The organism is Phenylobacterium sp. RIFCSPHIGHO2_01_FULL_69_31, from assembly GCF_001824475.1.
Classification (GTDB): domain Bacteria; phylum Pseudomonadota; class Alphaproteobacteria; order Caulobacterales; family Caulobacteraceae; genus Phenylobacterium.
Map to the genome: position 1 here is coordinate 1 of NZ_MHXN01000011.1, position 22,273 is coordinate 22,273.

The following is a 22,273-nucleotide window of genomic DNA, read 5'->3' on the forward strand; positions in this document are numbered from 1 at the left end:
GCCTGGCGCGGCTACGCCAGGCGGGCGTCCCGGAAGACGTCGCCACTGTAGCAGCCAGCCAACAAACAAGGGGGCATGCCGGAAGCGCTGAGCTGCCGTGTTCCCCCTCCACCGCGTGCCGCGGTCCCCCTCCCCCTACGGGTGAGGAGAGGGCATATCTTGAACGACCGCTGACGCCTGGGAGACATCGAATGAACGGCTGGGACCTGCTCGTCGATCAGGGCGACCTGCGGAAGACGACGCTCGCGCCGTCCGACGTCGAGGTTCCGCTGGCCGAGGGCGAGGCGTTGCTGGAGGTCGAGAGCTTCGCGCTGACGGCCAACAACGTCACCTATGGCGCGGCGGGGGACCAACTCGGCTACTGGAAGTTCTTCCCGGCGCCGGAGGGGCTCGGGCGGATCCCGGTCTGGGGCTTTGCGCGAGTGGTGCGGTCGAACGCGGCCGATGCGCCGGTGGGGCTGCGCCTGTTCGGCTACTGGCCCATGTCGAGCCACACCGTGGCCCGGCTGCAGAAGCGGCCCGCGGGCTACGTCGAGGTCTCTGCGCACCGCGCGGAGTTGCCGCCCACCTACAACGCCTACCAGGTCGCCGAACCCGCGGCGGATGACGACTGGCGCTCGCTGCTGCGGCCGCTCCTCATGACCAGCTTCCTGCTGGACGACCAGCTTTCGGACCTGACCCTGAAGACGCTGGTCCTTTCCAGCGCGTCCAGCAAGACGGCCATGGGCCTGGCGTGGCTGGCGCGGCGGCGGGGCGTGAAGGTAATCGGCCTGACCTCGCCCGCGCACAGGGATCTGTTGAAGACGACCGGCCTCTACGACGAGGTGGTGACCTACGACGCCATTCGGGGGCTCAAGGTTGAAGGCCCGGCCGCCTATGTGGATTTCGCCGGCCGCAGCTCGGTCAGCAGGGACGTGCACGAGACGTTGGGCGCGGCGCTCCAGGCCAGCCTGATCGTCGGCGTCACCCACTGGGAAGCCCGGGGCGGGCCGCCGCAGACCGTAGGCCCGACGCCGGCGTTCTTCTTCGCCCCCGACCGCATCCGCCAGCGGATGAAGGACTGGGGCGGGGCGGAGCTGGACACCCGCTTCCAGGCGGCGCTCACCGCCTTCATCGCCGGCAATCCCTGGATGAAGCTCAAGCGGCACGCGGGGCCGCAGGCGCTGCAGGCGCTCTACGACCAGGTGGTTGCGGGCAAGGTCAGCCCGGACGAAGGACACATCGTCCGGCCGGCGACGGCCTAGCTCGAGAACTCCATCGTCTGCATCGAGGCGGGCGTCGTGGGCGCAAGCGTGATGCGCACCCGCAGCGTCCCGCGTTCGCAGGGCAGGGTGAGCATCGTCGACATGGCGTTGTCGGCGACGATCGGCTCGGGCGCGCGGCAGGCGCCGAGCTTGGCCTTCAGGGCGGCGATCTCGGCGTTGCGGCGGGGGGCGTCGCGGTCCAGCAGCACGTTCATGGCCAGGGCCTCCCGGGCGGCCAGCACGTCGCCGGCCGCATAGATCCGCTGAACCGCGGCGGCCATGGCCGTCAGGCCGGCGCTGGGCGGCTGTGTCCGCACCGGGAAGGCGCCGGAGGCCACCAGCTTGATCGCCGCTTCGCGGACCGTGACCGACACGGGCGCATAGGTGAGGTTGGCGAAGGCGAAGACGCCGACGCCCCGCTGCGGCAGCATCAGGACGTTGGAGCCGTAGCCCGGCAGGCCGCCGGAATGGGTGAAGTGAGGGCCGAGCTTGCAGTCCGAATAGACGATGGTGCCCATGCCGTAGGCCCGGGCGCGGTCGCAGTCGTCCGGGTCGTTCCGGTTTGCGCGGCCCGCCACGCCCAGGAAGTTCTGGCCCCGGACGATCTCGCGGATGCTGGACCGCTTGAGGATGCCGTCCTCGGCCCCGTCGCGGGGCGGCCAGGCGGCGAGTTCCCAGGCCATGTAGCGGGCGTAGTCGTTGGCGGTGGTCATCAGCCCGCCCATGGCCCCGAAGGCGCCGGGGCCCAGGGACGGCTCCTCCACCCAGGCCCCGTCCTGCCACCGGTAGCCGACCGCGCGCCGCGCGGCCGGCGCCTTGGCAACGTCATATCCCGTCGAGGCCATGCCCAGCGGCTTCAGGAATGCGGCCTCGACGTAGTCGGCGTAGTTCCGGCCCGCGGCGTTGGTCACCGCCCGCCCGGCGAGGGCGTAGCCGAAGTTCGAGTACTCGAAGGCCATGCCGGGCGGGCGCGAGAACGGGACGCCGGCGGCGACGAACCGCGAGAAGTCCGCCTCGGACATGTCGAGCTGGCGGTCGCCCCACGGGTCGTCGGTGACGAAGCCGGCGTTATGGGTGAACAGGTCGCGGACCGTGATCTTCGGGCTGTCGGTGGTGGGGTACTTCAGCGCCTTGAGCTGAGGGATCACCGTCTCGGCGGGGGCGTCGAGGCGGAGCTTGCCGTCGTCGCGCAGCTTCAGGGCGGCGAGCGCCGTGAAGTTCTTGGACATGGAGGCGATACGGAAGACGGTGTCGGCGGTGACCGGCGCCTTCGAGGCCGTGTCCTGCACGCCCAGCGTCCGGACGTAGACGAGCTTGCCGTCCGCCACGACGCCATAGACCAGGCCCGGGGCGTGGCGCTCCGTCATGAAGGCCTCGAACAGCGGGTCGATGCCGGCGAGCGCGGTCTTCTGGGCCTCGTTCTGTGCGGCCGCCGGCACGGTCAGCCCCAGGGCAAGCGCGAGCGCTGCCGCCAATACCTTGAACCCCGCCATCCGATCCTCCCCTGCCGCTGCGCGATGCGATGCGGCGGGGGGCGTTAAGTCAAGCCACGGGCGCAAAAGTTCATATAAATGTATTGCATAAATACTGGACTCCTGAGCCGCGTCACGGCACAGCTTGGCCCCCTCAGGGGGAATTCAGGAGCAGAGTATGCCTACCCTAGATCCCAATTCCGCGACCTCTAGCGGGGTGCTGCCGAACACCGGCGTCGTGCCGCTGCCGGCCGACGCCCTGCCAGCGCCGATGCCCGGCCAGATCGAACCTGTGCCTGGCGACAGCGGCCGCCTGCGCATCGCGGCCGGCACGGACGGCGACGATGTCCTCACGCTGGACGGCCAGTTCGCCTTCGGCGGCAAGGGCGCAGACACCTTCGTCCTCACCTCCGCCGGGGCCGACGCCGACGGGCCCGAGAACCTGGGGACCATCATGGACCTCACCGCCGAGGACAAGATCGACCTCAGCCAACTGGGCCCGAACGCCGCGATCCTGGGCCGCGAGGCCGACGACAAGGGCGGCGAGCGCATCTCCATCGACTTCGACGGCGACGGTGTCGAGGACGGCTTCGTCACCGCGTTCGAGAACGGCGTCCCGGCGCCGGACGATACGGGCGTCGTGGCCGGCGACGGCGGGGACTTCCACATCCTGCCGTTCCCCATGCCGGGCGACGGCGAGTTTCACATCCTGCCGTATCCGATGCCCGGCGACGGCGAGATCGGTGTCTACTCGGCGGTGGAGGTCAGCACCGACGCCTTCGTCGTCCTGAACAGCCTTACGCTGGACTGGATCGCCTAGAGCCTTCCCCCTTCAAATGCAATCATTTGAAGGGGACGAGAAGGCTCTATCCCTTTGATTTTGAGCGCAATCTCTTCGCCGAACCGGCTTCCACTTCGGCGGATTGCGCTCTAGCGGTTGGTTGCCAAGCTTCCCGCCCCCGGGCATGGCTCGGGGACGGGAGGCGTTTCCATGAAGACGAAACTGATCGCCGCGGCCGGCGCGCTGGCGCTGGCGTTTCCGGCGCAGGCCGCCGGGCCGGACTTCAACGATCGCCAGGACTTCGCCTTCGCCGACCGGGGCTTCGTGGCGACCCGCGCCGAGCCCACGATCAAGGCCGCCGACGGCCGCGTGGTGTGGGACCTTTCCGCCTACGAGTTCCTGAAGGCTCCGGCTCCGGCCAGCGTAAACCCCAGCCTCTGGCGGCAGTCGCAGCTGCTGGCCAAGCACGGCCTGTTCGAGGTGACCAAAGGGGTCTGGCAGGTCCGCGGCTTCGACCTCGCCAACGCCACCTTCGTCGCCGGCAAGACGGGCTGGATCGTCATCGACCCGCTGACCTCCGCCGAGACGGCAAAGGCGGCCCTGGACCTCGCCAACGAGAAGCTGGGCGCCCGGCCCGTGGTCGCGCTGATCTACACGCACAGCCACGTCGACCATTTCGGCGGCGCGCGCGGCATGGTCGCCCAGGCCGACGTGGACTCGGGCAAGGTGCAGGTGATCGCGCCGCAAGGATTCCTGGAGCACGCCGTCAGCGAGAACATCATCGCGGGCGCGGCCATGCAGCGGCGGGCGACGTTCCAGTTCGGATCGCTGTTGCCGAAGGGACCGGAGGGACTGGTCAACTCGGGGATCGGCATGGCCGTGGCCCCGGGCACGCAGACCCTGGTCCCGCCCAATGTGGACATCGCCCGCAGCGGCCAGGAGCTGACGGTCGACGGCGTGCGGATCCAGTTCCAGCTGACGCCCAACACCGAAGCCCCGGCGGAGATGAACCTCTACTTCCCGGACCTGAAGCTGCTGGACCTGGCGGAGAACGCCAACGCCACGATGCACAATGTGCTGACCCCACGCGGCGCCCTGGTGCGGGACGCCAGGGAATGGGCCGGCTACCTGACCGAATCGATCCGGCTGTACGGCGACAAGTCGGACGTGCTGATGACCAGCCACGGCTGGCCGCGGTTCGGGCGCGCCGAGATCGGCGACTACCTGGAGAAGCACCGCGACGCCTACAAGTACCTGCACGACCAGTCGGTGCGGTTGATGAACGACGGCTTGCTGCCGAACGAGATCGCCAACCGCATCCGGCTGCCCGAGGTGCTGGGCGCCGAGTGGTACAACCGCGGCTACTACGGGACGATGAGCTTCAACTCCCGGGCCGTCTATCAGCGCTACATGGGCTGGTACGACGCCAATCCGGTCCACCTGGCCCCGCTGGAGCCGGCCGACGAGGCGGCGCGCTACGTGGCCTTGATGGGCGGCGCGGCGGCCGTGCTGGCGGCGGCCCAGGGCGCTTACGACAAAGGCGATGACCGGTGGGCCGGCGAGCTGGCCAACCGCCTGGTGATGGCGGATGCGAAGAATACCACGGCGCGGGAGCTTCTGGCGAAGACCTACGAGCGGCAGGCGGTGGGCGCCGAGAGCGCGATCTGGCGCAACATGTACCTGACCGGCGCTCGCGAGCTGCGGGCCGGCGTCGTGGCCGGCCCGGGGCAGTCCGCGTCTCTCGACTTCATCCGCAATACGCCGACGCCCATGCTGCTGGACCTGCTGGCGGTGCGCCTCGATCCGGCGAAGTCCAAGGGCGGCGAGGTGGCAGTCGACCTCATCTTCCCCGACCGAAAGGAGCGGTTCCGGCTGCGCGTGAAGCACGATGTCCTGACCTATGAGGCGGATCCGAAGGCCGGCGGGGCGGACGGCGTCTTCGCCCTGCCGCGGGCGCAGTTCCTCGCCGGCGCGCTGGCGGGCGCGGACCTGTCGGGCCAGGCCACAGCGGGCGACAAGACCGCCCTGGCCAAGCTGCTGGGCATGCTCTCGGCGCCGCGGGCGGGATTTCCGATCGTCACGCGGTAGGCGCGGAGCGCGAGAGAGAAGCAAACCGCAGAAAACGCGGAAGGACGCAGAAGGGCCGAGCTCGACCGCGTTCTGCGTCCTTCTGCGTCCTTCTGCGTTTTCTGCGGTTCGAAGGTAGCGCCTGCGGCGCACGGGCCACTTCCGCGCGACTGGACCGTGACAGCGGCGCTTTCAGCGGTTATGGACGCTGCATCATGAGCCTGCGCCTCGCCCTCGCTTCGAAGGTAGCCGCCGCCCGCTTGGGGCGTCGCGAGGTCGTGCGCAGCTAGCTGCTCACCCCGTCCGATCCCCCGCAAACCCCGCGGATGGATCGGCAAGAGACCCCTCCATCCGCCCAGCCGATGGAGTACCCCATGACCGCTTGGACCGGCCGCTTCAGTGAACGGATGGCGCATGTCCGCGCCTCCGAGATCCGCGAGCTGCTGAAGCTGCTCGACCAGCCCGACATCCTCTCGTTCGCCGGCGGCATCCCCGATCCGGTGCTGTTCCCGACCGAGCGCATCGCCGCCCTCTATGCCGAGGTGCTGGCCGAGGCGGGGGCCCAGGCGCTGCAGTATTCGGTGAGCGAGGGCCTGCCGGAACTGCGCCGCTGGATCGCCGCGCGCATGACCGCGGACGGGACGCCCTGCGACGAGGGCAACATCGTTATAACCGCCGGCTCGCAGCAGGCGCTGGACCTGATCGGCAAGCTGTTTCTGAGCCGCGGCTCGACGGTGATGGTGGAGCGGCCCACCTACATGGGCGCGCTGGGGGCCTTCAACGCCTATGAGCCCGCCTATGCCGACCTGGCGGGCGAGATCCCGGCGGGCGCGCGGCTGGCCTATGTGGTGCCGGACTTCGCCAACCCGTCCGGCCGGACGATGCCGCGCCGGGAGCGGGAGCGGCTGCTGGAGCGCGCGGATGCCTACGACCTGGTGGTGATCGAGGACGGCGCCTATCGGGACCTGCGGTTCGCGGGGACCGCCGAGCCCTCGCTGATCGCGCTGGACGTCGCACGATCGGGCGGGATCGAGAATGCGCGCACGCTCTACTGCGGCACCTTCTCCAAGACCCTGTCGCCGGCGCTGCGCCTGGGGTGGGTCTGCGCGCCGCGGGCCGTGATCGACAAGCTGGTGCTGCTGAAGCAGGGCTGCGACCTGCACGTCTCGACGATCAACCAGATGGTGGCCGCCCGGGTGGTCGCCGAGGGCTACGAGGCGCACCTGGAACGCCTGCGCGACCACTACCGGGAACGGGCCTCGGCGATGCAGACGGCGCTGGCCCGGCACATGCCGATGGGCGTCACCTGGTCCAAGCCCCAGGGCGGGATGTTCGTCTGGCTGCAGCTTCCCGAGGGCCTGGACGGCGCCCAGCTGCTGGAGGCGGCGCTGGCCGAGGAGCGCGTGGCCTTTGTGCCGGGCGCGCCGTTCTTCGCCGTGGGCGCCGAGCCGAACACCCTGCGGCTCAGCTATTCCCTGCCGTCGCCGGCCGAGATCGATGAGGGGGTGCGGCGGCTGGGGCGGCTGATCGAAGGCCGGCTGGCCTACGCCGGCTCCAACGCGGCGCGGGCGGCGACAGGGAGGGCATAGCCGGCCGCCTTCGCCCGCTTGCCGCCCCGCTCGATCTCCTTGAGCAGGTCGTGGACGTAGAGGCCGAAGTCCACCTGGATCGTGTGCCGCGCGGCCTTGTAGTAGGGGCCCAGGTGCAGCGCCTCGTCGGCCTTGGTCACCTCCGCCATCTCGGCCGGCGGCGGCGGGCGGTAGCGGCCGGTGAGGTAGGCTCCGGCGAGCTTGGCCTGCTGCTCGGCGAAGTTGACGAGGGTCGGCAACGGTTGGGCCAGGCCCATGAAGAACAGGTTCGGCACGCCCGGCTGCATCATCCGCTTGAACAGCGGGAAGCGGTTCTCGGCGTCTGGCAGGAGGGCGGGGTCCTTGAAGAACGGGAAGCTGATCCTGTAGCCGGTGGCGTAGACGATGGCGTCCACCTCCTCGACGCTGCCGTCCTCGAACCGGACCTTCTTGCCCATCAGTTCGGCGATGTTCGGCTTGAACTTCACGTCGCCGCAGCCGGCGCGGGTCAGGAACTCGCCGGACACCGAGGGGTGGGCCTCCAGCGGCTCGTGGTCGGGCTTGGGCAGGCCGTAGTCTTCCATCCGGCCGATGGTCTTCTTGATCTTGGCGCGGGCCAGGCTGAGGCCCAGCTTGCGCGGCATCCAGTGCGGCATGGAGGCTTTGTCCGCCGGCCGGCCGTCCATGTACTTGGGCAACACCCAGACGCCCCGGCGGGCGGCGACCCACAGGGTCTTGGCGATCGGCCGCTGGGAGAGCTCGGAGGCGATGTCCATCGCCGAATTGCCCATGCCGACGACCACGATGTTCTTGCCGCGCATGTCCACGGGATCGAACGGGTCGCGGTAGTCGTGCGCGTGGAAGGCCGGGCCGTCGAAGGCGCCCGGATAGTCCGGGATGCGCGCGTCCCAGTGGTGGCCGTTGCAGACGAACAGGACGTCGCAGAGCCGCCGCTCGCCGGTCGAGAGGGTCACGGCCCAGAGGCCGTCGGCGGTGCGCTCGGCCAGCTCGACCCGGGTATTGAAGGTGATCTTCGGACGCAGGCCGAAGTGGTCCACGTAGTCGCGGAAATACTGCAGCAGCTGGGCGTGGTGGGGAAAGTCGGGCCAGTCGGCGGGGACCGGGTAGTCCTCAAAGGCGAGCCGCCACTTCGAGGTGTCGATGTGCAGGCTCTCGTAGCAGGCCGACAGCCCGTTGGGGTTCTTGAAGTACCAGTTGCCGCCGATGTCGTCCGACATCTCGAAGCAGTCGAAGGGCACGCCAAGATCCTGCAGCCGCTTGGCGGTGGTGAAGCCGGAGCAGCCGGCCCCGATGATGCAGGCCTTGGGCAGGGCGGTCATGGAACGCTCCGTCAAATCAACGAAGCGATCCTGGCTGGCCTTACCTCACGTCCGGCAACCGGCTGCGGTCAGACCAGCGCGCCGTGGCAGTGCTTGAACTTCTTGCCCGAGCCGCAGGGGCAGGGCGAGTTGCGGCCCGTCTGTTCCCAGCCGTCGGGCAGGGCGGTGACCGGTAGGGCCTGGCGCTGTTCGGCCGAGATCCCGTCGGGCACGAAGCCGCGCTCGGCCTCGTTCTCGCCCGTGAGCGGGTCGAGGTGGACCTCGAAGGTCTGCTGCGACGGGGGCGGCGGGGGCTCCTCGAACGTGAACTGCACGGTCATCAGCCAGCGGGTCACGTTCTGGCGAAGGTCCACCAGCAGCTTCTCGAACAGCGAGAAGGCCTCGGTCTTGAACTCGTTCAGCGGGTCGCGCTGGCCGTACCCGCGCAGGCCGATCACCGTGCGCAGGTGGTCGATGTGCATCAGGTGCTCGCGCCACTGCAGGTCGATAGTCTGGAGCAGGAAGCTCTTTTCGACGCTGCGCATGTGCTCGCCGACCATCTGGCTGCGCTCGGCGGCGTGGGCGTCGGCGGCGGCGCGGATGCGCTCCTCGATCTCCTCGTTGGCGATGCCGTCCTCTGCCGCCCACTCGGCGATCGGAAGCTGCAGGCCGAGGTAATGCTGGACCTGGGCGTCCAGGCCCTCGACGTCCCACTGCTCGGCATAGGCCTTGGGCGGCAGGTGACGGTTGACCAGGTCGGAGATCGTCTCGGCGCGGAACTCGGAGATGATCTCCTCGAGGTCCGTCGCTTCCATGAACTCCTGGCGCTGCTCGAACACGGCCTTGCGCTGGTCGTTGATGACGTCGTCGTACTTCAGGAGGTTCTTGCGGATTTCGTAGTTGCGCTGCTCGACGCGCTTCTGGGCGGTGGCGATGGCGCTGTTCAGCCACTTGTGGGTGATCGCCTCGCCTTCCTGGACGCCGAAGGTGCGCATGATCGTGTCCAGGCGCTCGCCGGCGAAGATGCGCAGCAGATCGTCTTCGCAGGACAGGAAGAACTTGGAGTGGCCCGGGTCGCCCTGGCGGCCCGTCCGGCCGCGGAGCTGGTTGTCGATCCGGCGGCTCTCGTGCCGCTCGGTGCCCAGGACGAAGAGCCCGCCGGCGGCCAGCGCCTGTTCCTTCAGATCCTTGATGTCGGCCTCGATCTCGGCCTTCTTGTCCAGCGCCTGCTGGGGCGTGACTTCGATGCCGGCGTCGCGCTGCTCTTCCCGCCACTTGGCCAGGCGCATGTCGACGTTGCCGCCCAGCTGGATGTCGGTGCCGCGGCCGGCCATATTGGTGGCGATCGTCACCGCGCCCGGCACCCCGGCGTCGGCCACGATGCTGGCCTCCTGCTCGTGGAAGCGGGCGTTCAGCACGTTGTGGGGGATGCCCCGGATCGTCTTGCCGTCCATCTCGAAGGTGTGGGCCTTCAGGAGTTCGGACAGCTGTTCCGAGCGCTCGATGGACACGGTGCCCACCAGGATCGGCTGCTTGCGGCGGTAGCAGTCCTCGATGAGGAGGGTCACGGCCTTGTTCTTCTCGGCGGCGGTCCGATAGACCTCGTCGTCGTCGTCGATGCGTTGGACCGGCCGGTTGGTCGGGATCTCGGCCACGTCCATCTTGTAGATGTCGGCGAACTCCTGGGCCTCGGTGGCGGCCGTGCCGGTCATGCCCGAGAGCTTGGAATAGAGGCGGAAGTAGTTCTGGATCGTCACCGAGGCCAGGGTCTGGTTCTCGGGTTGGACGACGGCGCCTTCCTTGGCCTCGATGGCCTGGTGCAGGCCTTCCGACAGGCGGCGGCCGTGCATCATGCGGCCGGTGAACTCGTCGATCAGGATCACCTCGCCGGCGCGGACGATGTAGTCCTTGTCGCGCACGTACATCACGTTGGCCCGCAGGGCCTGGTTGATGTGGTGCACCACCGAGATGTTCGCGGGATCGTAGAGGCCGGCCGAGTCCTCTGCCAGGTGTCCGGCGGCGGCGGCCATCTCCTCGACCTTCTCCGAGCCGTCCTCGGTCAGGATCACCTGCCGCTGCTTCTCGTCGTAGTCGTAGGTGGTCTTGTCCTTGATCAGCTCTTTGATCAGCAGATCGATGGTCCGGTAGAAGTCCGAGCGGTCCTCGGTCGGGCCCGAGATGATCAGCGGCGTGCGCGCCTCGTCGATCAGGATCGAGTCCACTTCGTCGACGATCGCGAAGTTGTGGCCGCGCTGGACCATCTCGCCGACGTCGTAGACGAGGTTGTCGCGCAGGTAGTCGAAGCCGAACTCGTTGTTGGTGCCGTAGGTGATGTCCGAGCGGTAGGCGTCCTGCCGCTGGCCCTGGCTGAGGCCGTGGACGATCACCCCGACCGAGAGGCCCAGGAAGCGATAGACCTGGCCCATCCACTCGCTGTCGCGCTGGGCGAGGTAGTCGTTGACGGTGATGACGTGGACGCCCTTGCCCGAGAGGGCGTTCAGATAGGTCGGCGCGGTTGCGACGAGGGTCTTGCCTTCACCGGTCCGCATCTCGGCGATGCCGCCGCGGTGCAGGATCATCCCGCCCACCAGCTGGACGTCGTAGTGACGCTGGCCCAGGACCCGCCGGGCCGCTTCGCGCACGACCGCGAAGGACTCTTCCAGCAGGTCGTCGAGGCTCGCGCCTTTCGCGATGCGCTCCTTGAACTCCGCCGTCTTGGCCCGCAGCTGCTCGTCGGAGAGCGCCTGCATGGCGGGCTCCAGCGCCGTGATCTTGGCGACGCGGGCGTTCATGCCCTTGACCTTGCGGTCGTTGGAAGAGCCGAAGAACCGTTGGAAGATGCTCAAAGGGAATGTCCGTGAGGCGGCGATAAGGCCCTTCGCCCGCCTGGAAGAAGCGCTCTTTTGGGGCGTGGGTGACTTAAGGACTGCCCCCGCTCAAGTCAACGCGGCGCCCCTGTCAGGGGAGGGTTCATTGCGGCGCGTGCCCTGGGTTTTGGCGGTTCGAGACGGGCTGACGGCGGTTGTAGGGGGCCGCAAGGCCCGGTCGATACGGACGGATCGACCGGGCCAGGCCAGGCGTCGGCGGCCTTAGCAGAAGGCGGGGGCGACCTGCTCAAGACGGGCGCGAGCGGCCGGGCTCACCTTGCCCATGGCGCCCAGGAAGCCCTCGTTGCGCAGCGCCGAGCCCAGGAAGGTCCAGCGCTGGGCCTGGTGCTGGACCTCGACGAAGCGCGCCCGCTCGCGCTCGGACAGCGTCCGGCTGATAGCCGCCTCCAGGGAGGCGAGATCGAGCTGGGTCTGCTGAGCGAGGCCGCCATCGAGGAAGGCGCCGATCTCCAGGAACTCCTCCACCGCTTGCTCGACCTGGTCGGGCCGGGCGCGGGCGGCGAGTTCGAAGAACACCAGGGCGTCCAGCTTGGCGTGCTGGGATTCCTCCATCCAGTGGTGCTTCAGCAGGCTCTTGAACTGCGGATCCAGGGTGTCGTCGTCGTGGACGCTGTCCAGATAGTGCCGCTGCGTCGCCCACTCGATGCCGAGCACGAAAATCGCCAGGCTGAGGGGGCTGTGCGCCCGCACGGCGGCGCCGATCTCGTCGGCCGGGCCGATGAAGCCGCACTCGCCCGCGAAGCCTTCGGTGAAGGCCTGGCGGAAGCGCACGAACAGCTCGATGTGCTTGGCCTCCTCGGCGGCGAACTGCAGCAGCGCCGGCGTGCGGTGCGTGTCCTGGCCGGGGGCCGAGGGCGCCAGGTCCTCGATCACCGGCAGGATGCAGCGCTCGACCAGCTCGAACATTCCGAGGTAGCCGAAGGCCCGGATGTGGTTGAGCTTGAGACGCTCGGCCGCGGTCAGGAAATCGAGCTCGCCGGTGCGGGCGAAGCTCTCCGGCAGGAACGGCTTGGAGAAGTCCATGCGCTTCTCGGGGCCGATGATGTCCTCGATGCGCCAGTTGACGCGCTTGGACATCTCCATGAGCCGTTCGTAGTTGGGTTCCATTTTCATTTGACGTTCTCCTCGCACGGCCCCGCGCCCCCCGGGCGCAGTCCGCGACGGGTGAAGCGTGCCGCCGCTCAGTTGTTGGCGGTGGTTGGATCGATGATTTGCGAGATCTCGGTGATGTTCGTGACCGGGAACCCGCTCAGTTCGGCGTGGGCGTAGATCGCGTCCTCGCCATCCGCGAGGTAGATGCAAAACGTCCGATCGCCGGCGACATAGCTGTGCTGCCACTGGACGCTTCGGCCGATCTTTTCGATCGCCTGGTTCGAAGCGCGAGCCGCCCCGCAAAGCTCGACGATGGACATACCGCCGACGCCGGGCATCTCTCGCTCGACCAGGTAACGTTTGAGTTGGCCCATGGCGCCGCCCCCACATCACCCTTGGAATGATTGAAGTGTCGCCCCGTCGGCCCGGGCGCACAATCTAAACAATCTGGCGCTGACTAAAGGTTTTGCTTAGGATAAGGGATGGTCGCCCCGACATACCTGCGCTCGCTCCAGGCCCTGGAGCTGGCGGTGCGCGAAGGCTCCTTCGCGGCGGCGGCGGCAGGGCTTGGCATCACGCCCGCCGCCGTCGGCCAGCGGGTGAAGGCGCTGGAGGACTATCTCGGCGTCGAGCTGCTCCTGCGCGGCCGGTCGGGGATCCAGCCCGCGCCGGGCCTGACCGCCGCCCTGCCGCACCTGAGCCTGGCCTTCGCGGAACTGGAGGCCGCCGCGCGGGAGCTCGAACTCCAACGCGGCCACGAACTCCACATCGCCGCGGCGTCGGACTTCGTCGAGCTATGGCTGGAGCCGCGGCTGGCGGCCTTCCGCGAGGCGCATCCGAACATCCGCTTTTGCATCAACGGCGAGGGCGACGCGCCGCTGCGCCTGGGTCGCGTCGACTGTGAGATCAGCTTCGGCCCCGCGCGCGCCGACGCGCCGACCGACCTGCTGTTCCGCGACTACGTCCTGCCGGTGGCGTCTCCCGAGAACACGCGGCGCACGGCGCAGCAGACGGCGCGGGCCCAGCTGGAGGGGTTCCCGCTCCTGCACCTGGACTTCTACAAGGACGATCCGGCGGGGCTGTCCTGGCCGGACTGGGTCGCGTCCAACGACGTGGACCGCAGCGCGCCCGAACGGGGCATGCGCTTCCGCCGCATCACCGCGGCCCTGGACGCCGTGGCGGCCAACGCGGGCGTCACCCTCTGCGGGCTGGCGCTGCTGGACGCTCATCTGGCGGCCGGCAGGATTGCGCTGCCCTATCCGCTGGCCATGGGCCGCTGGAGCGAGCACGGGTTCCGCGCCCGGTTCCGCGCCGACATGGAAGGCCGCCGCCACGTGCAGCGGTTCCGCGACTGGCTGCTGCAGGAGAGCCGCGCCACGGCCGCGTCGCTGCGCGGGACGGCGGGACGCGAGCCGCCGACGATCGCGGCGGAATGAAAAGGGCGGCCGCAAGCCCGTCGCTTGCAGCCGCCCTGTCCTGTCCAGAGGACGGGATCCCCGCTTCCGTCGGACGGGAGCGGGGCTACCCGACTAGAAGACTTCGAAGAGGCCGGCGCCGCCCATGCCGCCGCCGATGCACATGGAGACGACCACGTGCTTGGCGCCGCGGCGCTTGCCTTCCTGCAGGATGTGGCCCGCGAGGCGCGCGCCGGTCATGCCGAAGGGGTGGCCGATGGCGATCGAGCCGCCGTTGACGTTGTACTTCGCCGGGTCGATGCCAAGCTTGTCGCGGCTATAGAGGCACTGGCTGGCGAAGGCTTCATTCAGCTCCCACAGGTCGATGTCGTCGACCTTCAGGCCGTGGCGTTCCAGCAGACGCGGGATGGCGAACACCGGCCCGATGCCCATCTCGTCGGGCTCGCAGCCGGCCACGGCCCAGCCCTTGAACACGCCCAGGGGGTTGAGCCCGCGGCGCTCGGCTTCCTTGCCTTCCATCAGCACCACGGCGGCGGCGCCGTCCGAGAGCTGGGAGGCGTTGCCCGCGGTGATGAACTTGCCCTCGCCCATGACGGGCTGGAGCTTCTGCAGGCCTTCCAGCGTGGTGTCGGGGCGGTTGCACTCGTCGCGGTCGACCACGTAGTCGACGATGGACTCTTCCTTGGTCGCCTTGTCGACCGTCTTCATCTTGGTCTTCATCGGGACGATCTCGTCCGCGAACTTGTTCGCCTGCTGGGCGGCGGCCATGCGGCGCTGGCTCTCCAGCGAATACTCGTCCTGGTACTCGCGGCTGACGTTGTAGCGCTGGGCCACGATGTCGGCGGTGTCGATCATCGCCATGAAGATCGCCGGGTGCATCTTGGTCAGCTCGGGGTCGAAGTTGTTCGGGCCCGTGCCCATGTTCGGCATCGAGATCGACTCCACGCCGCCGGCCACGACCACCGGGGCGCCGTCGTTGCGGACGTGGTTCGCCGCCATGGCGATGGTCTGCAGGCCCGACGAGCAGAAGCGGTTCACGGTCACGCCCGAGGCGGTCACCGGCAGGCCGGCCAGCAGGCCCGCCTGGCGCGCGATGTTGCCGCCGCCGTGGGCGACGTTGCCCATGAACACGTCCTCGATGTCGCCGCCGTCCACGCCCGCCTTGGCCACCGCGTGCTTCACCGCGTGCGCGGCGATCGACACGGTGGGCGTCATGTTGAAACCGCCGCGGCCGGATTTGGCCAGGCCGGTGCGGGCATAGGAAACGACGACGGCTTCACGCATTTGGAATAGTCCTCCCAACGAAATGGATTTTTGAGCCCTCGGTCGGGGCCCGGAAAACTCGCCGGCACCTTTGCATCCCGGCGGGAAAATGGCCAGCCGGGCGAAGCGAATTCTGGTTCCGGTTTGCGGCGCCTGCGGCCGCGGGCTCGCGCCGGATGCGAAAGGGCTTCCCCTTTCCAGGGTCGCGCACTAGGGGGACGGGCGGTGTCCGCTGACGCCGCGTCTCCGCCCCCCGCAGGGATGACCCGATGGCCTCAGGTCCCTTCCGCATCGCGATGATTGCCGCCCTGGCGCTGGTCGCGGCCGCCTGCGACCGCGGCGGCGACAGCTCGAGCCCGCCGGAGCGCGGCGACAAGGCGGTGGCCCGGGTCGACGGCAAGACAGTGTGGGCCTCGGACGTGAAGCGCGAGGCGATCGCCCAGGGCCTGATCGGCGAGGGGGAGCCGCTGGACACCTCGTCGGACCTGTTCCGCCAGATGATGGACCAGGTGATCGACCAGAAGCTGCTGGCCGCGGAGGCCCAGCGGCGCAAGCTGGACAAGGACCCCCTGGCCCAGCGCCGGCTGACCGCGGCCCAGGATCGGGTGATGGGCGACATGCTGGTGGAGACGACGGTCGCCGACGCGGTGACCGAGGACAACATCCGCGGGCTCTACGAGGAACAGCAGAAGCTGGCGCGCCGCTCGGAAGAGATCCGCGCCCGCCAGATCGTGTTGGCCACCGCGGCCGAGGTGGACCAGGTGAAGAAGCTGCTGGCCGCCGGCGCCAACTTCGAGGCCCTGGCCATGGAGCGGTCCCGCGACGCCGCCACCCGCTTCAACGGCGGGGATCTCGGCTACTTCACCACCGACGTCATGCCGGAGGCCTATGAGGCGGCGCTGAAGGGCGCCAAGCCGGGCCAGCTTATCGGACCGGTGCCTACGCAGGGCGGGTTCGCGCTGGTGAAGGTCGAGGACGTGCGGCAGGAGCAGCCGATTCCGCTGGACGCCGCCCGCCCTCAGATCGTCCGTTTCCTGACCTACGACCGGATCCGCGACCTGCTGGAGAAGCTGCGGGCCAAGGCCAAGGTCGAGACCCTGATCAAACCCGAGGCCGGGGCGCCCAAGCCCGTTCCGCCGGCCGACGCCCCCAAGACCGTAGCGCCCCCGGCGCCGGTGACCTCGACCCAGAAGGGAGCTGCTCCATGAGCCGCAAGCCCAGCACGCCCGCGGCGAAGGCCGCCGCGCCCAAGCCCGCCGGCAAGGCGTCCAAGCCTGTCGAGGCCGTTGGCGAAGCGCTCGAACGCGCCCTCGATCCCCTGACCACGGCCCTCAAGCGCGCCGGGCTGAAGCGCGCCGACAAGGCGGCCCGCGCCTTCGACGACCGAACGGCGCAGCCTGCGCCGGCGGGCGCGGGCAAGGTGGACAAGTCGGCCATGCCGGTCTCGCCGCTGGCCGTGCCGTTTCCGCGGATGAAACCGATCCGGGGCCTCACCATGGCGACCGGCCGGGCCGGATTCTACAAGCACGACCGCGACGACCTTCTGGTCATGAGCTTCCCCGAGGGCGCGAGCTGCGCCGGCGTCTTCACACGCCACGGCGTGGGATCCGCGCCCGTCGACTGGTGCAAGCGCCACCTGGAGGCCACCAAGGGCGAGGGCGTGAAGGCGCTGGTGGTCAACGCGGGCTGCGCCAACTCCTTCACCGGTCGGCCGGGCGCCGATGCGGTCCGCCGGGTCGCCTCGGCGGTGGGCAAGCGCTTCGACTGCCGCCAACGGGACGTAATGGTCGCCTCCACCGGGGTGATCGGGGTGCTGCTGGACGACACCAAGATCGTGAACCGCCTGGCCGACGTGGAGCACAAGCTGAGCCCCGACGGCTGGGGCGGCGCGGCGCGGGCGATCATGACGACGGACACCTTCCCGAAAGGCGCCTACGCGGAAGCCGAGATCGATGGCGTGAAGGTGCGGATCGGCGGGATCTGCAAAGGCTCGGGCATGATCGCGCCGGACATGGCGACGATGCTGGCGTTCGTGGTGACGGATGCGGCCATCTCGCCGGGCGCGCTGCAGAACCTCTGCAACCTCTACACCCGCAACACCTTCAACGCCGTGACGGTGGACGGCGACCGGTCCACCAACGACACCCTCCTGCTGTTCGCCACGGGCCAGTCCGGGGCGCCGAAGATCAGCCGCGCGGGCGATCGGCGCCTGGCCGACTTCCGCGACAAGCTCGAGCAGGTGCTGATGAACCTTGCCCACCAGCTCGTCCGCGACGGGGAGGGGGCGACCAAGTTCATCAAGATCACCGTGACGGGCGCCGAGAGCGCCGCCTCGGCCCGCAAAATCGCGAAATCTGTGGCCGACAGCCCCCTGGTGAAGACCGCCTTCGCCGGCGAGGACGCCAACTGGGGCCGCATCGTCATGGCGGTGGGCAAGGCGGACGAGCCGGTCGACCGGGACTCCATGAGCGTGAAGTTCGGGCCGCACTGGGCGGCCCAGGACGGTCTCATCGCCGGCAGCTACGACGAGGCCAAGATGAGCGACTACATGAAGAAGCAAGAGCTGGAGGTCAGCGTCGATGTGGGCGTGGGCCGGGCCGCCGCCACCGTCTGGACCTGCGACCTCACCAAGCGGTACGTCGAGATCAACGGCGACTACCGCAGCTAGCGGCGCAGGCGACCCAGGAGCGCGCGCAACGGCGCCGTCGCGCGCCAGATCGTCGAGTTCTCGATGGCGTCGGCCCGGGCCAGGGCCGCGCGAGCCTGGGCGTGCAGGACCGCGGCGTCGCCGCCGGTCCCGGCGTCGTCGGGCGGGTCGAGGCGGGCCGCACTGGCCGTGAAGGCCTCGCGCCGCGCCGCTGGGGGCATCGCCTCCGGCAGCCGTCGCAGGGCCACCAGGAACTCGTCGGTCCCCTGCTCCAGGTGGGCCAGCTCGAAGGGCAGCAGGTCCAGGCGGCTGGCGAGGTCCAGGGCGTCCACGAGGCTGGCCGGCGTGAACACCCAGCAGTGGGCGTCCAGGTACTCGGCGTCGGTCCGACGGGCGAGGTCCAGCCCCTGCCGGGCGCGCTCCGTCAGGGCGGCCTCGTCCAGCGGCGGGGCCTTCAGGTCGCGGGTATCGTAGACGTGGTTGAACACCTGCCGCGCATCGGGCCGGCGCAGGCGGCGTAGATGGGCGTCGACGAACTCCCCGCCCGTGCTCACCGGCCGCCGGGCGTCGAAGGTGTAGCGCTTGTCCGGCACGAAGAAGACCGCCAGCCCGCCGTCGGCCAGGACGCTGGCGATCTCGCCCAGCCAGCCGAAGACGTCGGGGACGTGCTCGATCACGTGGCTGGCCAGGACGTAGTCGTAGGCCCGGGCGCCGCCGACACAGTCCAGCAGGCTCTGCTCGCCCCAGACGTGGTCGATCTCGGGGATGCGGGCCCGATCCACGTCGTGGCCGTCGTAGGCCGCCACCAGGCCTTCACGGCTTGCGCGGTCGACGTACTCCACCGGCCCCATCGCCCGGGTCACCATGGGCCGGTCGAGAGGGCCGATCTCCAGTCCCCGCTGGCGGGCCGGGTCGATCAGGGCGGCCAGGGCCTCAGCGCGGTCCATCGGCGACCTTCCAGGGCGGCGTGCGGTTCGGCGGCTCGCCCAGGCGGTAGTTGGTGTAGCGCCGGTCGAACACCGGGCCGTAGAACGGGTCGGCGTCCAGCACCGCGCCCCAGCGGTCGCGCATCACGCGCACCTCGCGCTGGAACCGCGCGGCCGCCGCGGGGGCGAGGTCGGAGCCACGGCTGGCGCTTTCATGGTGATAGAGCTCGGCGTGGGGCGTCCAGACGATGTCGTAGCCGGCCTCCCGCACCTTGAGGCACAGGTCCACGTCGTTGAACGCCACCGCCAGGTGCTCGGCGTCCATCCCCCCGACCTGGTCGTAGACCGCCTTGCGGATCGCCAGGCACGCCGCGGTCACCGCCGAGACGTTCCGCGCCAGCGCCAGGTGGCCCTGGTAGCCCGGATGGTTGGCGCCCGCGCCGGCGTAGAGGTGTCCCGCCACGCGCTCGGCCACGTCGCCCACGCCCAGGACGACGCCGGCGTGCTGCAGGGTGTCGTCGGGGTAGTAGAGCTTGGCGCCTACGGCCCCGACATTGGGCCGGACCGCCTGGGCGATCATCTCGTCCAGCCAGTCGGGCCGGATCATCGAGATGTCGTTGTTCAGGAGGACGAGCACCTGGCCGCGGGCCTGGCCGGCGGCGAGATTGTTCAAGGCCGCGAAGTTGAAGGGGCCGGGCGCGTCCAGGATGCGGACGCGGGGGTCGGCCTTCAGGAACTGGAACAGGGCGAGGGTGGCCGGCTCGACGCTGCCGTTGTCGACGATCAGCAGCTCGATGGGCCCGTAGGCGGTCTCCGCCAGCACGCCCTCGGCGCAGCGGGCCACCAGGTCGGCGCGGTCGCGGGTGGGCACGATGAGGCTGACCAGCGGCTTTGCCTCGGGGACGGCGCGGCGCACGCGCAGCCATCGGGCCGCGACGTCCATCTGTTCCACGGCGCCGCCTTGGGCGGTGCGTTCCAGATGTTCGCCCACGGCCCGCGCCGCGGCGGCGGCGCACTCGGCGGCCCGGGCGCGGGAGAACGAGCCCGGCCGGCTGTGCTGGCGCCAGTGATAGAGCACCCAGGGAATGTGGCGGATGCGAGCCGGCGTCGCCCGCTCGGCGGCTCTGAGCACCAGATCGTGGTCCTGTGCGCCGTCGAAGCCGCCGCGCAGGCCGCCGAGGGCGGTCAGCAGGCTGCGGCGGATGACGGTGAAGTGGTTGACCGCGTTCACGCCCAGCATCAGCTCGGCGTTCCAGTCGGTCTTGTGGTGCGGCTGGGAGCGGCGGCCCTTGTCGTCGACCTTGTCCTCGTCCGAGTAGAGGAGGTCGGCGTTGGGATGCCGCTCCAGTTCGGCGGCCACCTCGTAGAGCGCCCGCTCGGCCAGCAGGTCGTCGTGGTCCAGAAAGGCGACGAACGCGCCGGACGCCAGCTCCAGCGCCGAATTGGTGGCCGCGGCGATGCCGCCGTTCGCCTCGCGCCGGACGATGCGGATGCGGGGGTCCGTGGCGGCCAGTTCGGTGAGCGCCTTCCACGTGGCTTCGCCGGGCGAGCCGTCGTCGGCGATGCAGAGCTCCCAGTGCGGATAGAGCTGGGCGCGGACCGAGGAGACCGCCTCGTGCAGCAGGTAGGGATCGGATCGGTAGGCGGCCATGACCACCGAGATCGTCGGCCGGCGGCGGAAGCCCGCGATGTGATGGCGGATCGCGTCGCGGTCCTCATCGGACAGTGTGTCGTGCGCCAGGATCCAGGCCCGGTATTCCTTGTCGGTCTGGGCCTGGGGGCCGACCACGCCGCGCACGAAGCGCTCGCCCCACGGCGTCTTGATGATCTGCAGGGCCGCCTGATGCACCACCCAGTGCACGGGTGGAAAGCGCCGGACGACGCCGAGGGCGGCTGCGGTGGTGGCGCGAAGCGTCGGCGGCATGACCCGAAAAGGAAAGGGCGGGCGGATCAGTCCGCCCGCCCCGTTGTTAGTCGCGCCCTAGCGGTTCGACCAGACCCCGGTCGACCCTGACGAGCGGGCGCTGCCGCCGCTGGCGCCGCTGCGGCCACCGCCGCTGCGACCGCGACCCGCGCCGCGGCTGGGGCCCTTGAAGGCGGGCTTGTCGCCGGCCGGACGCGCGGGCGCGCCCTCGTGGCGGTGTCCGCCCTGGCCGCCGCCGCCGTGGTTGCGGTTGCGCTTGGCCTGGTGCTGGCCGCGGTGCGGCTGCGCCGAGCCGCGGGTGTCGGGACGCTCGGGCTTGCCGCCCACGTCGGGCATGGCCGCGGTGGCCGCGCCCAGGTGCTTGTCGTTGCGGCGATCGAACGAGGGGATCCGCTGGCGGGTCACCTTCTCGATGTCCTTCAGCAGGTTGCGCTCGTCGTCGGCGCAGAACGCCACGGCCGAACCATCCGCCCCGGCGCGGGCCGTACGGCCGATCCGGTGGACATAGGCTTCCGGCACGTTGGGCAGTTCGTACTGGACCACGTGGCTGACCGCGTCGATGTCGATGCCGCGGGCGGCGATGTCGGTGGCCACCAGGGCGCGGACCTCACCGGCCTTGAAGGCGGCCAGGGCGCGCTCGCGCTGGCCCTGGCTCTTGTCGCCATGGATCGAGACGGCTTCGACGCCGGCCTGCTCCAGGCCGCGGGCCACGCGGTCGGCGCCGCGCTTGGTGCGGGTGAAGACGATCACGCGCTTGAAGCCGCCGTCGTCGAACAGCTCGCTCAGCAGGGCGCGCTTGCGCGACTGCTCCACGAACAGGACGCGCTGGTTGATCCGCTCGACCGTGGTGGCCTGCGGGGTCACCGAGACCTTCAGCGGGTTGGGGTTCAGGATCTCGCCCGACAGCTTCTCGATCTCGGCGGGCATGGTGGCCGAGAAGAACAGGTTCTGGCGCGGCGCCTTGGGCAGGAACTTCACGATCTTCCGGATCGGAACGATGAAGCCCATGTCCAGCATCTGGTCGGCCTCGTCGAGCACCAGGATCTCGACGCCTTCCAGCGTGATCGACTTCTCGCCCAGGTGATCCAGCAGGCGGCCGGGGGTGGCCACCAGGATGTCGACGCCGGGCGCGAGGGCCCGCATCTGGCCGCCGTACTTCACGCCGCCGAACACCACGGCGACGGAAACGCCCATGTGCTTGCCGTACGACTTGAAGCTTTCGCCGATCTGGGTGGCGAGTTCGCGGGTAGGGGCGAGCACCAGCACCCGGGCGCTGCGGCGCGGGGCGGGCTTCTTGTTCTCGGCCAGGCGATGCAGGATCGGCAAGGCGAAGGCGGCGGTCTTGCCGGTGCCGGTCTGGGCGATGCCCAGCAGGTCGCGGCCGGTCATGACGCCGGGGATGGCCTGCGCCTGGATCGGCGTCGGCTGGGTGTAGCCCTCGTCGGCCAGCGCCTTGAGCAGCGGCTTGGCCAGGCCAAGGTCAGTGAATTGGGTCAAAAGATATTCTTTCGCGTATGCGCCGAACACGACCTTCGCGGGGCTTCCGCGGGTCGACTGGCGCCGGTCTTTGGAGAGACGCCCCGCGTGATGGGCGCATCGGGTGAGAAAGCCTCACGGCGCTCGACAGGCTGAGCCCCCAAGGAGGCCCCACGCGGCTGGAACGCAGA

Annotated in this window: 16 protein-coding genes; 7 read left to right on the forward strand and 9 right to left on the reverse strand. The window is 69.7% G+C overall.

Translation table 11 applies throughout. The features are described 5' to 3' along the window. Positions 1 to 191: 191 nt before the first annotated feature. The gene (locus A2790_RS07510; protein WP_293389409.1) at positions 192 to 1,244 is read left to right on the forward strand and encodes a DUF2855 family protein; all 1,053 of its coding nucleotides are present in this window, start codon (positions 192 to 194) and stop codon (positions 1,242 to 1,244) included. Here the strand turns inward: A2790_RS07510 and A2790_RS07515 are convergent. Further along, positions 1,241 to 2,737: a serine hydrolase domain-containing protein gene (locus A2790_RS07515; protein WP_293389412.1), complete on the reverse strand. Its 1,497-nt coding sequence runs from the start codon at positions 2,735 to 2,737 to the stop codon at positions 1,241 to 1,243. The two genes, A2790_RS07510 and A2790_RS07515, sit on opposite strands and share 4 nt — an antisense overlap. Before the next feature lie 157 nt (positions 2,738 to 2,894). Between A2790_RS07515 and A2790_RS07520 the strand changes: the two genes are divergently transcribed. The 3 genes from A2790_RS07520 (at position 2,895) to A2790_RS07530 (ending at position 7,153) form a co-directional block, all read left to right on the forward strand. Beyond that, entirely contained in the window at positions 2,895 to 3,536 is a 642-nt protein-coding gene (locus A2790_RS07520) for a hypothetical protein (RefSeq protein WP_293389415.1), read from the forward strand. Between the two features lie 171 nt (positions 3,537 to 3,707). Beyond that, on the forward strand, positions 3,708 to 5,585 hold the full coding sequence (locus A2790_RS07525; protein WP_293389417.1) for an alkyl sulfatase dimerization domain-containing protein: 1,878 nt from the start codon (positions 3,708 to 3,710) through the stop codon (positions 5,583 to 5,585). 353 nt (positions 5,586 to 5,938) lie between these two features. Further along, positions 5,939 to 7,153 carry a PLP-dependent aminotransferase family protein gene (locus A2790_RS07530; protein WP_293389420.1) on the forward strand — a complete coding sequence of 405 codons (1,215 nt, stop codon included), beginning with the start codon at positions 5,939 to 5,941 and terminating at the stop codon, positions 7,151 to 7,153. Here A2790_RS07530 and A2790_RS07535 read toward each other — a convergent pair. The 4 genes from A2790_RS07535 to A2790_RS07550 all read right to left on the reverse strand — a co-directional run bounded on the left by A2790_RS07535 (position 7,108) and on the right by A2790_RS07550 (position 12,805). Further along, positions 7,108 to 8,472: an NAD(P)-binding domain-containing protein gene (locus A2790_RS07535; protein ID WP_293389423.1), complete on the reverse strand. Its 1,365-nt coding sequence runs from the start codon at positions 8,470 to 8,472 to the stop codon at positions 7,108 to 7,110. The genes A2790_RS07530 and A2790_RS07535 overlap by 46 nt on opposite strands. Before the next feature lie 68 nt (positions 8,473 to 8,540). Beyond that, positions 8,541 to 11,297: a preprotein translocase subunit SecA gene (gene secA, locus A2790_RS07540; RefSeq protein WP_293389426.1), complete on the reverse strand. Its 2,757-nt coding sequence runs from the start codon at positions 11,295 to 11,297 to the stop codon at positions 8,541 to 8,543. 243 nt (positions 11,298 to 11,540) lie between these two features. Next, the gene (locus tag A2790_RS07545; RefSeq protein ID WP_293389429.1) at positions 11,541 to 12,452 is read right to left on the reverse strand and encodes a hypothetical protein; all 912 of its coding nucleotides are present in this window, start codon (positions 12,450 to 12,452) and stop codon (positions 11,541 to 11,543) included. Positions 12,453 to 12,520: 68 nt separating this feature from the next. Continuing rightward, positions 12,521 to 12,805, reverse strand: a complete 285-nt coding sequence (locus A2790_RS07550) for a DUF4242 domain-containing protein (RefSeq protein ID WP_068877433.1) — start codon at positions 12,803 to 12,805, stop codon at positions 12,521 to 12,523. 108 nt (positions 12,806 to 12,913) lie between these two features. Here A2790_RS07550 and A2790_RS07555 point away from each other — a divergent pair, with 108 nt between their 5' ends. Beyond that, positions 12,914 to 13,867: a LysR substrate-binding domain-containing protein gene (locus A2790_RS07555; protein WP_293389433.1), complete on the forward strand. Its 954-nt coding sequence runs from the start codon at positions 12,914 to 12,916 to the stop codon at positions 13,865 to 13,867. A gap of 93 nt (positions 13,868 to 13,960) precedes the next feature. On the opposite strand, the gene A2790_RS07560 is transcribed toward A2790_RS07555, so the two are convergent. Continuing rightward, entirely contained in the window at positions 13,961 to 15,130 is a 1,170-nt protein-coding gene (locus tag A2790_RS07560; protein WP_293389436.1) for an acetyl-CoA C-acyltransferase, read from the reverse strand. A 248-nt stretch (positions 15,131 to 15,378) separates the two neighbouring features. Between A2790_RS07560 and A2790_RS07565 the strand changes: the two genes are divergently transcribed. Both A2790_RS07565 and argJ read left to right on the forward strand, forming a co-directional pair. After that, positions 15,379 to 16,317: a peptidyl-prolyl cis-trans isomerase gene (locus tag A2790_RS07565; protein WP_293389438.1), complete on the forward strand. Its 939-nt coding sequence runs from the start codon at positions 15,379 to 15,381 to the stop codon at positions 16,315 to 16,317. Beyond that, positions 16,314 to 17,777: a bifunctional glutamate N-acetyltransferase/amino-acid acetyltransferase ArgJ gene (gene argJ / locus A2790_RS07570; protein ID WP_293389441.1), complete on the forward strand. Its 1,464-nt coding sequence runs from the start codon at positions 16,314 to 16,316 to the stop codon at positions 17,775 to 17,777. The genes A2790_RS07565 and argJ overlap by 4 nt, the downstream gene beginning before the upstream one ends. On the opposite strand, the gene A2790_RS07575 is transcribed toward argJ, so the two are convergent. From A2790_RS07575 to A2790_RS07585, 3 genes are read right to left on the reverse strand one after another with little or no spacing between them, the layout of a single operon-like run. Further along, positions 17,774 to 18,703, reverse strand: coding sequence for a methyltransferase domain-containing protein (locus tag A2790_RS07575; protein WP_293389444.1), 930 nt, complete (start codon positions 18,701 to 18,703; stop codon positions 17,774 to 17,776). The genes argJ and A2790_RS07575 overlap by 4 nt on opposite strands. Beyond that, positions 18,690 to 20,606, reverse strand: coding sequence for a glycosyltransferase family 2 protein (locus tag A2790_RS07580; RefSeq protein WP_293389447.1), 1,917 nt, complete (start codon positions 20,604 to 20,606; stop codon positions 18,690 to 18,692). The genes A2790_RS07575 and A2790_RS07580 overlap by 14 nt, the downstream gene beginning before the upstream one ends. Positions 20,607 to 20,663: 57 nt before the next feature. After that, the gene (locus tag A2790_RS07585) at positions 20,664 to 22,103 is read right to left on the reverse strand and encodes a DEAD/DEAH box helicase (protein WP_293389450.1); all 1,440 of its coding nucleotides are present in this window, start codon (positions 22,101 to 22,103) and stop codon (positions 20,664 to 20,666) included. Positions 22,104 to 22,273: the final 170 nt, after the last annotated feature.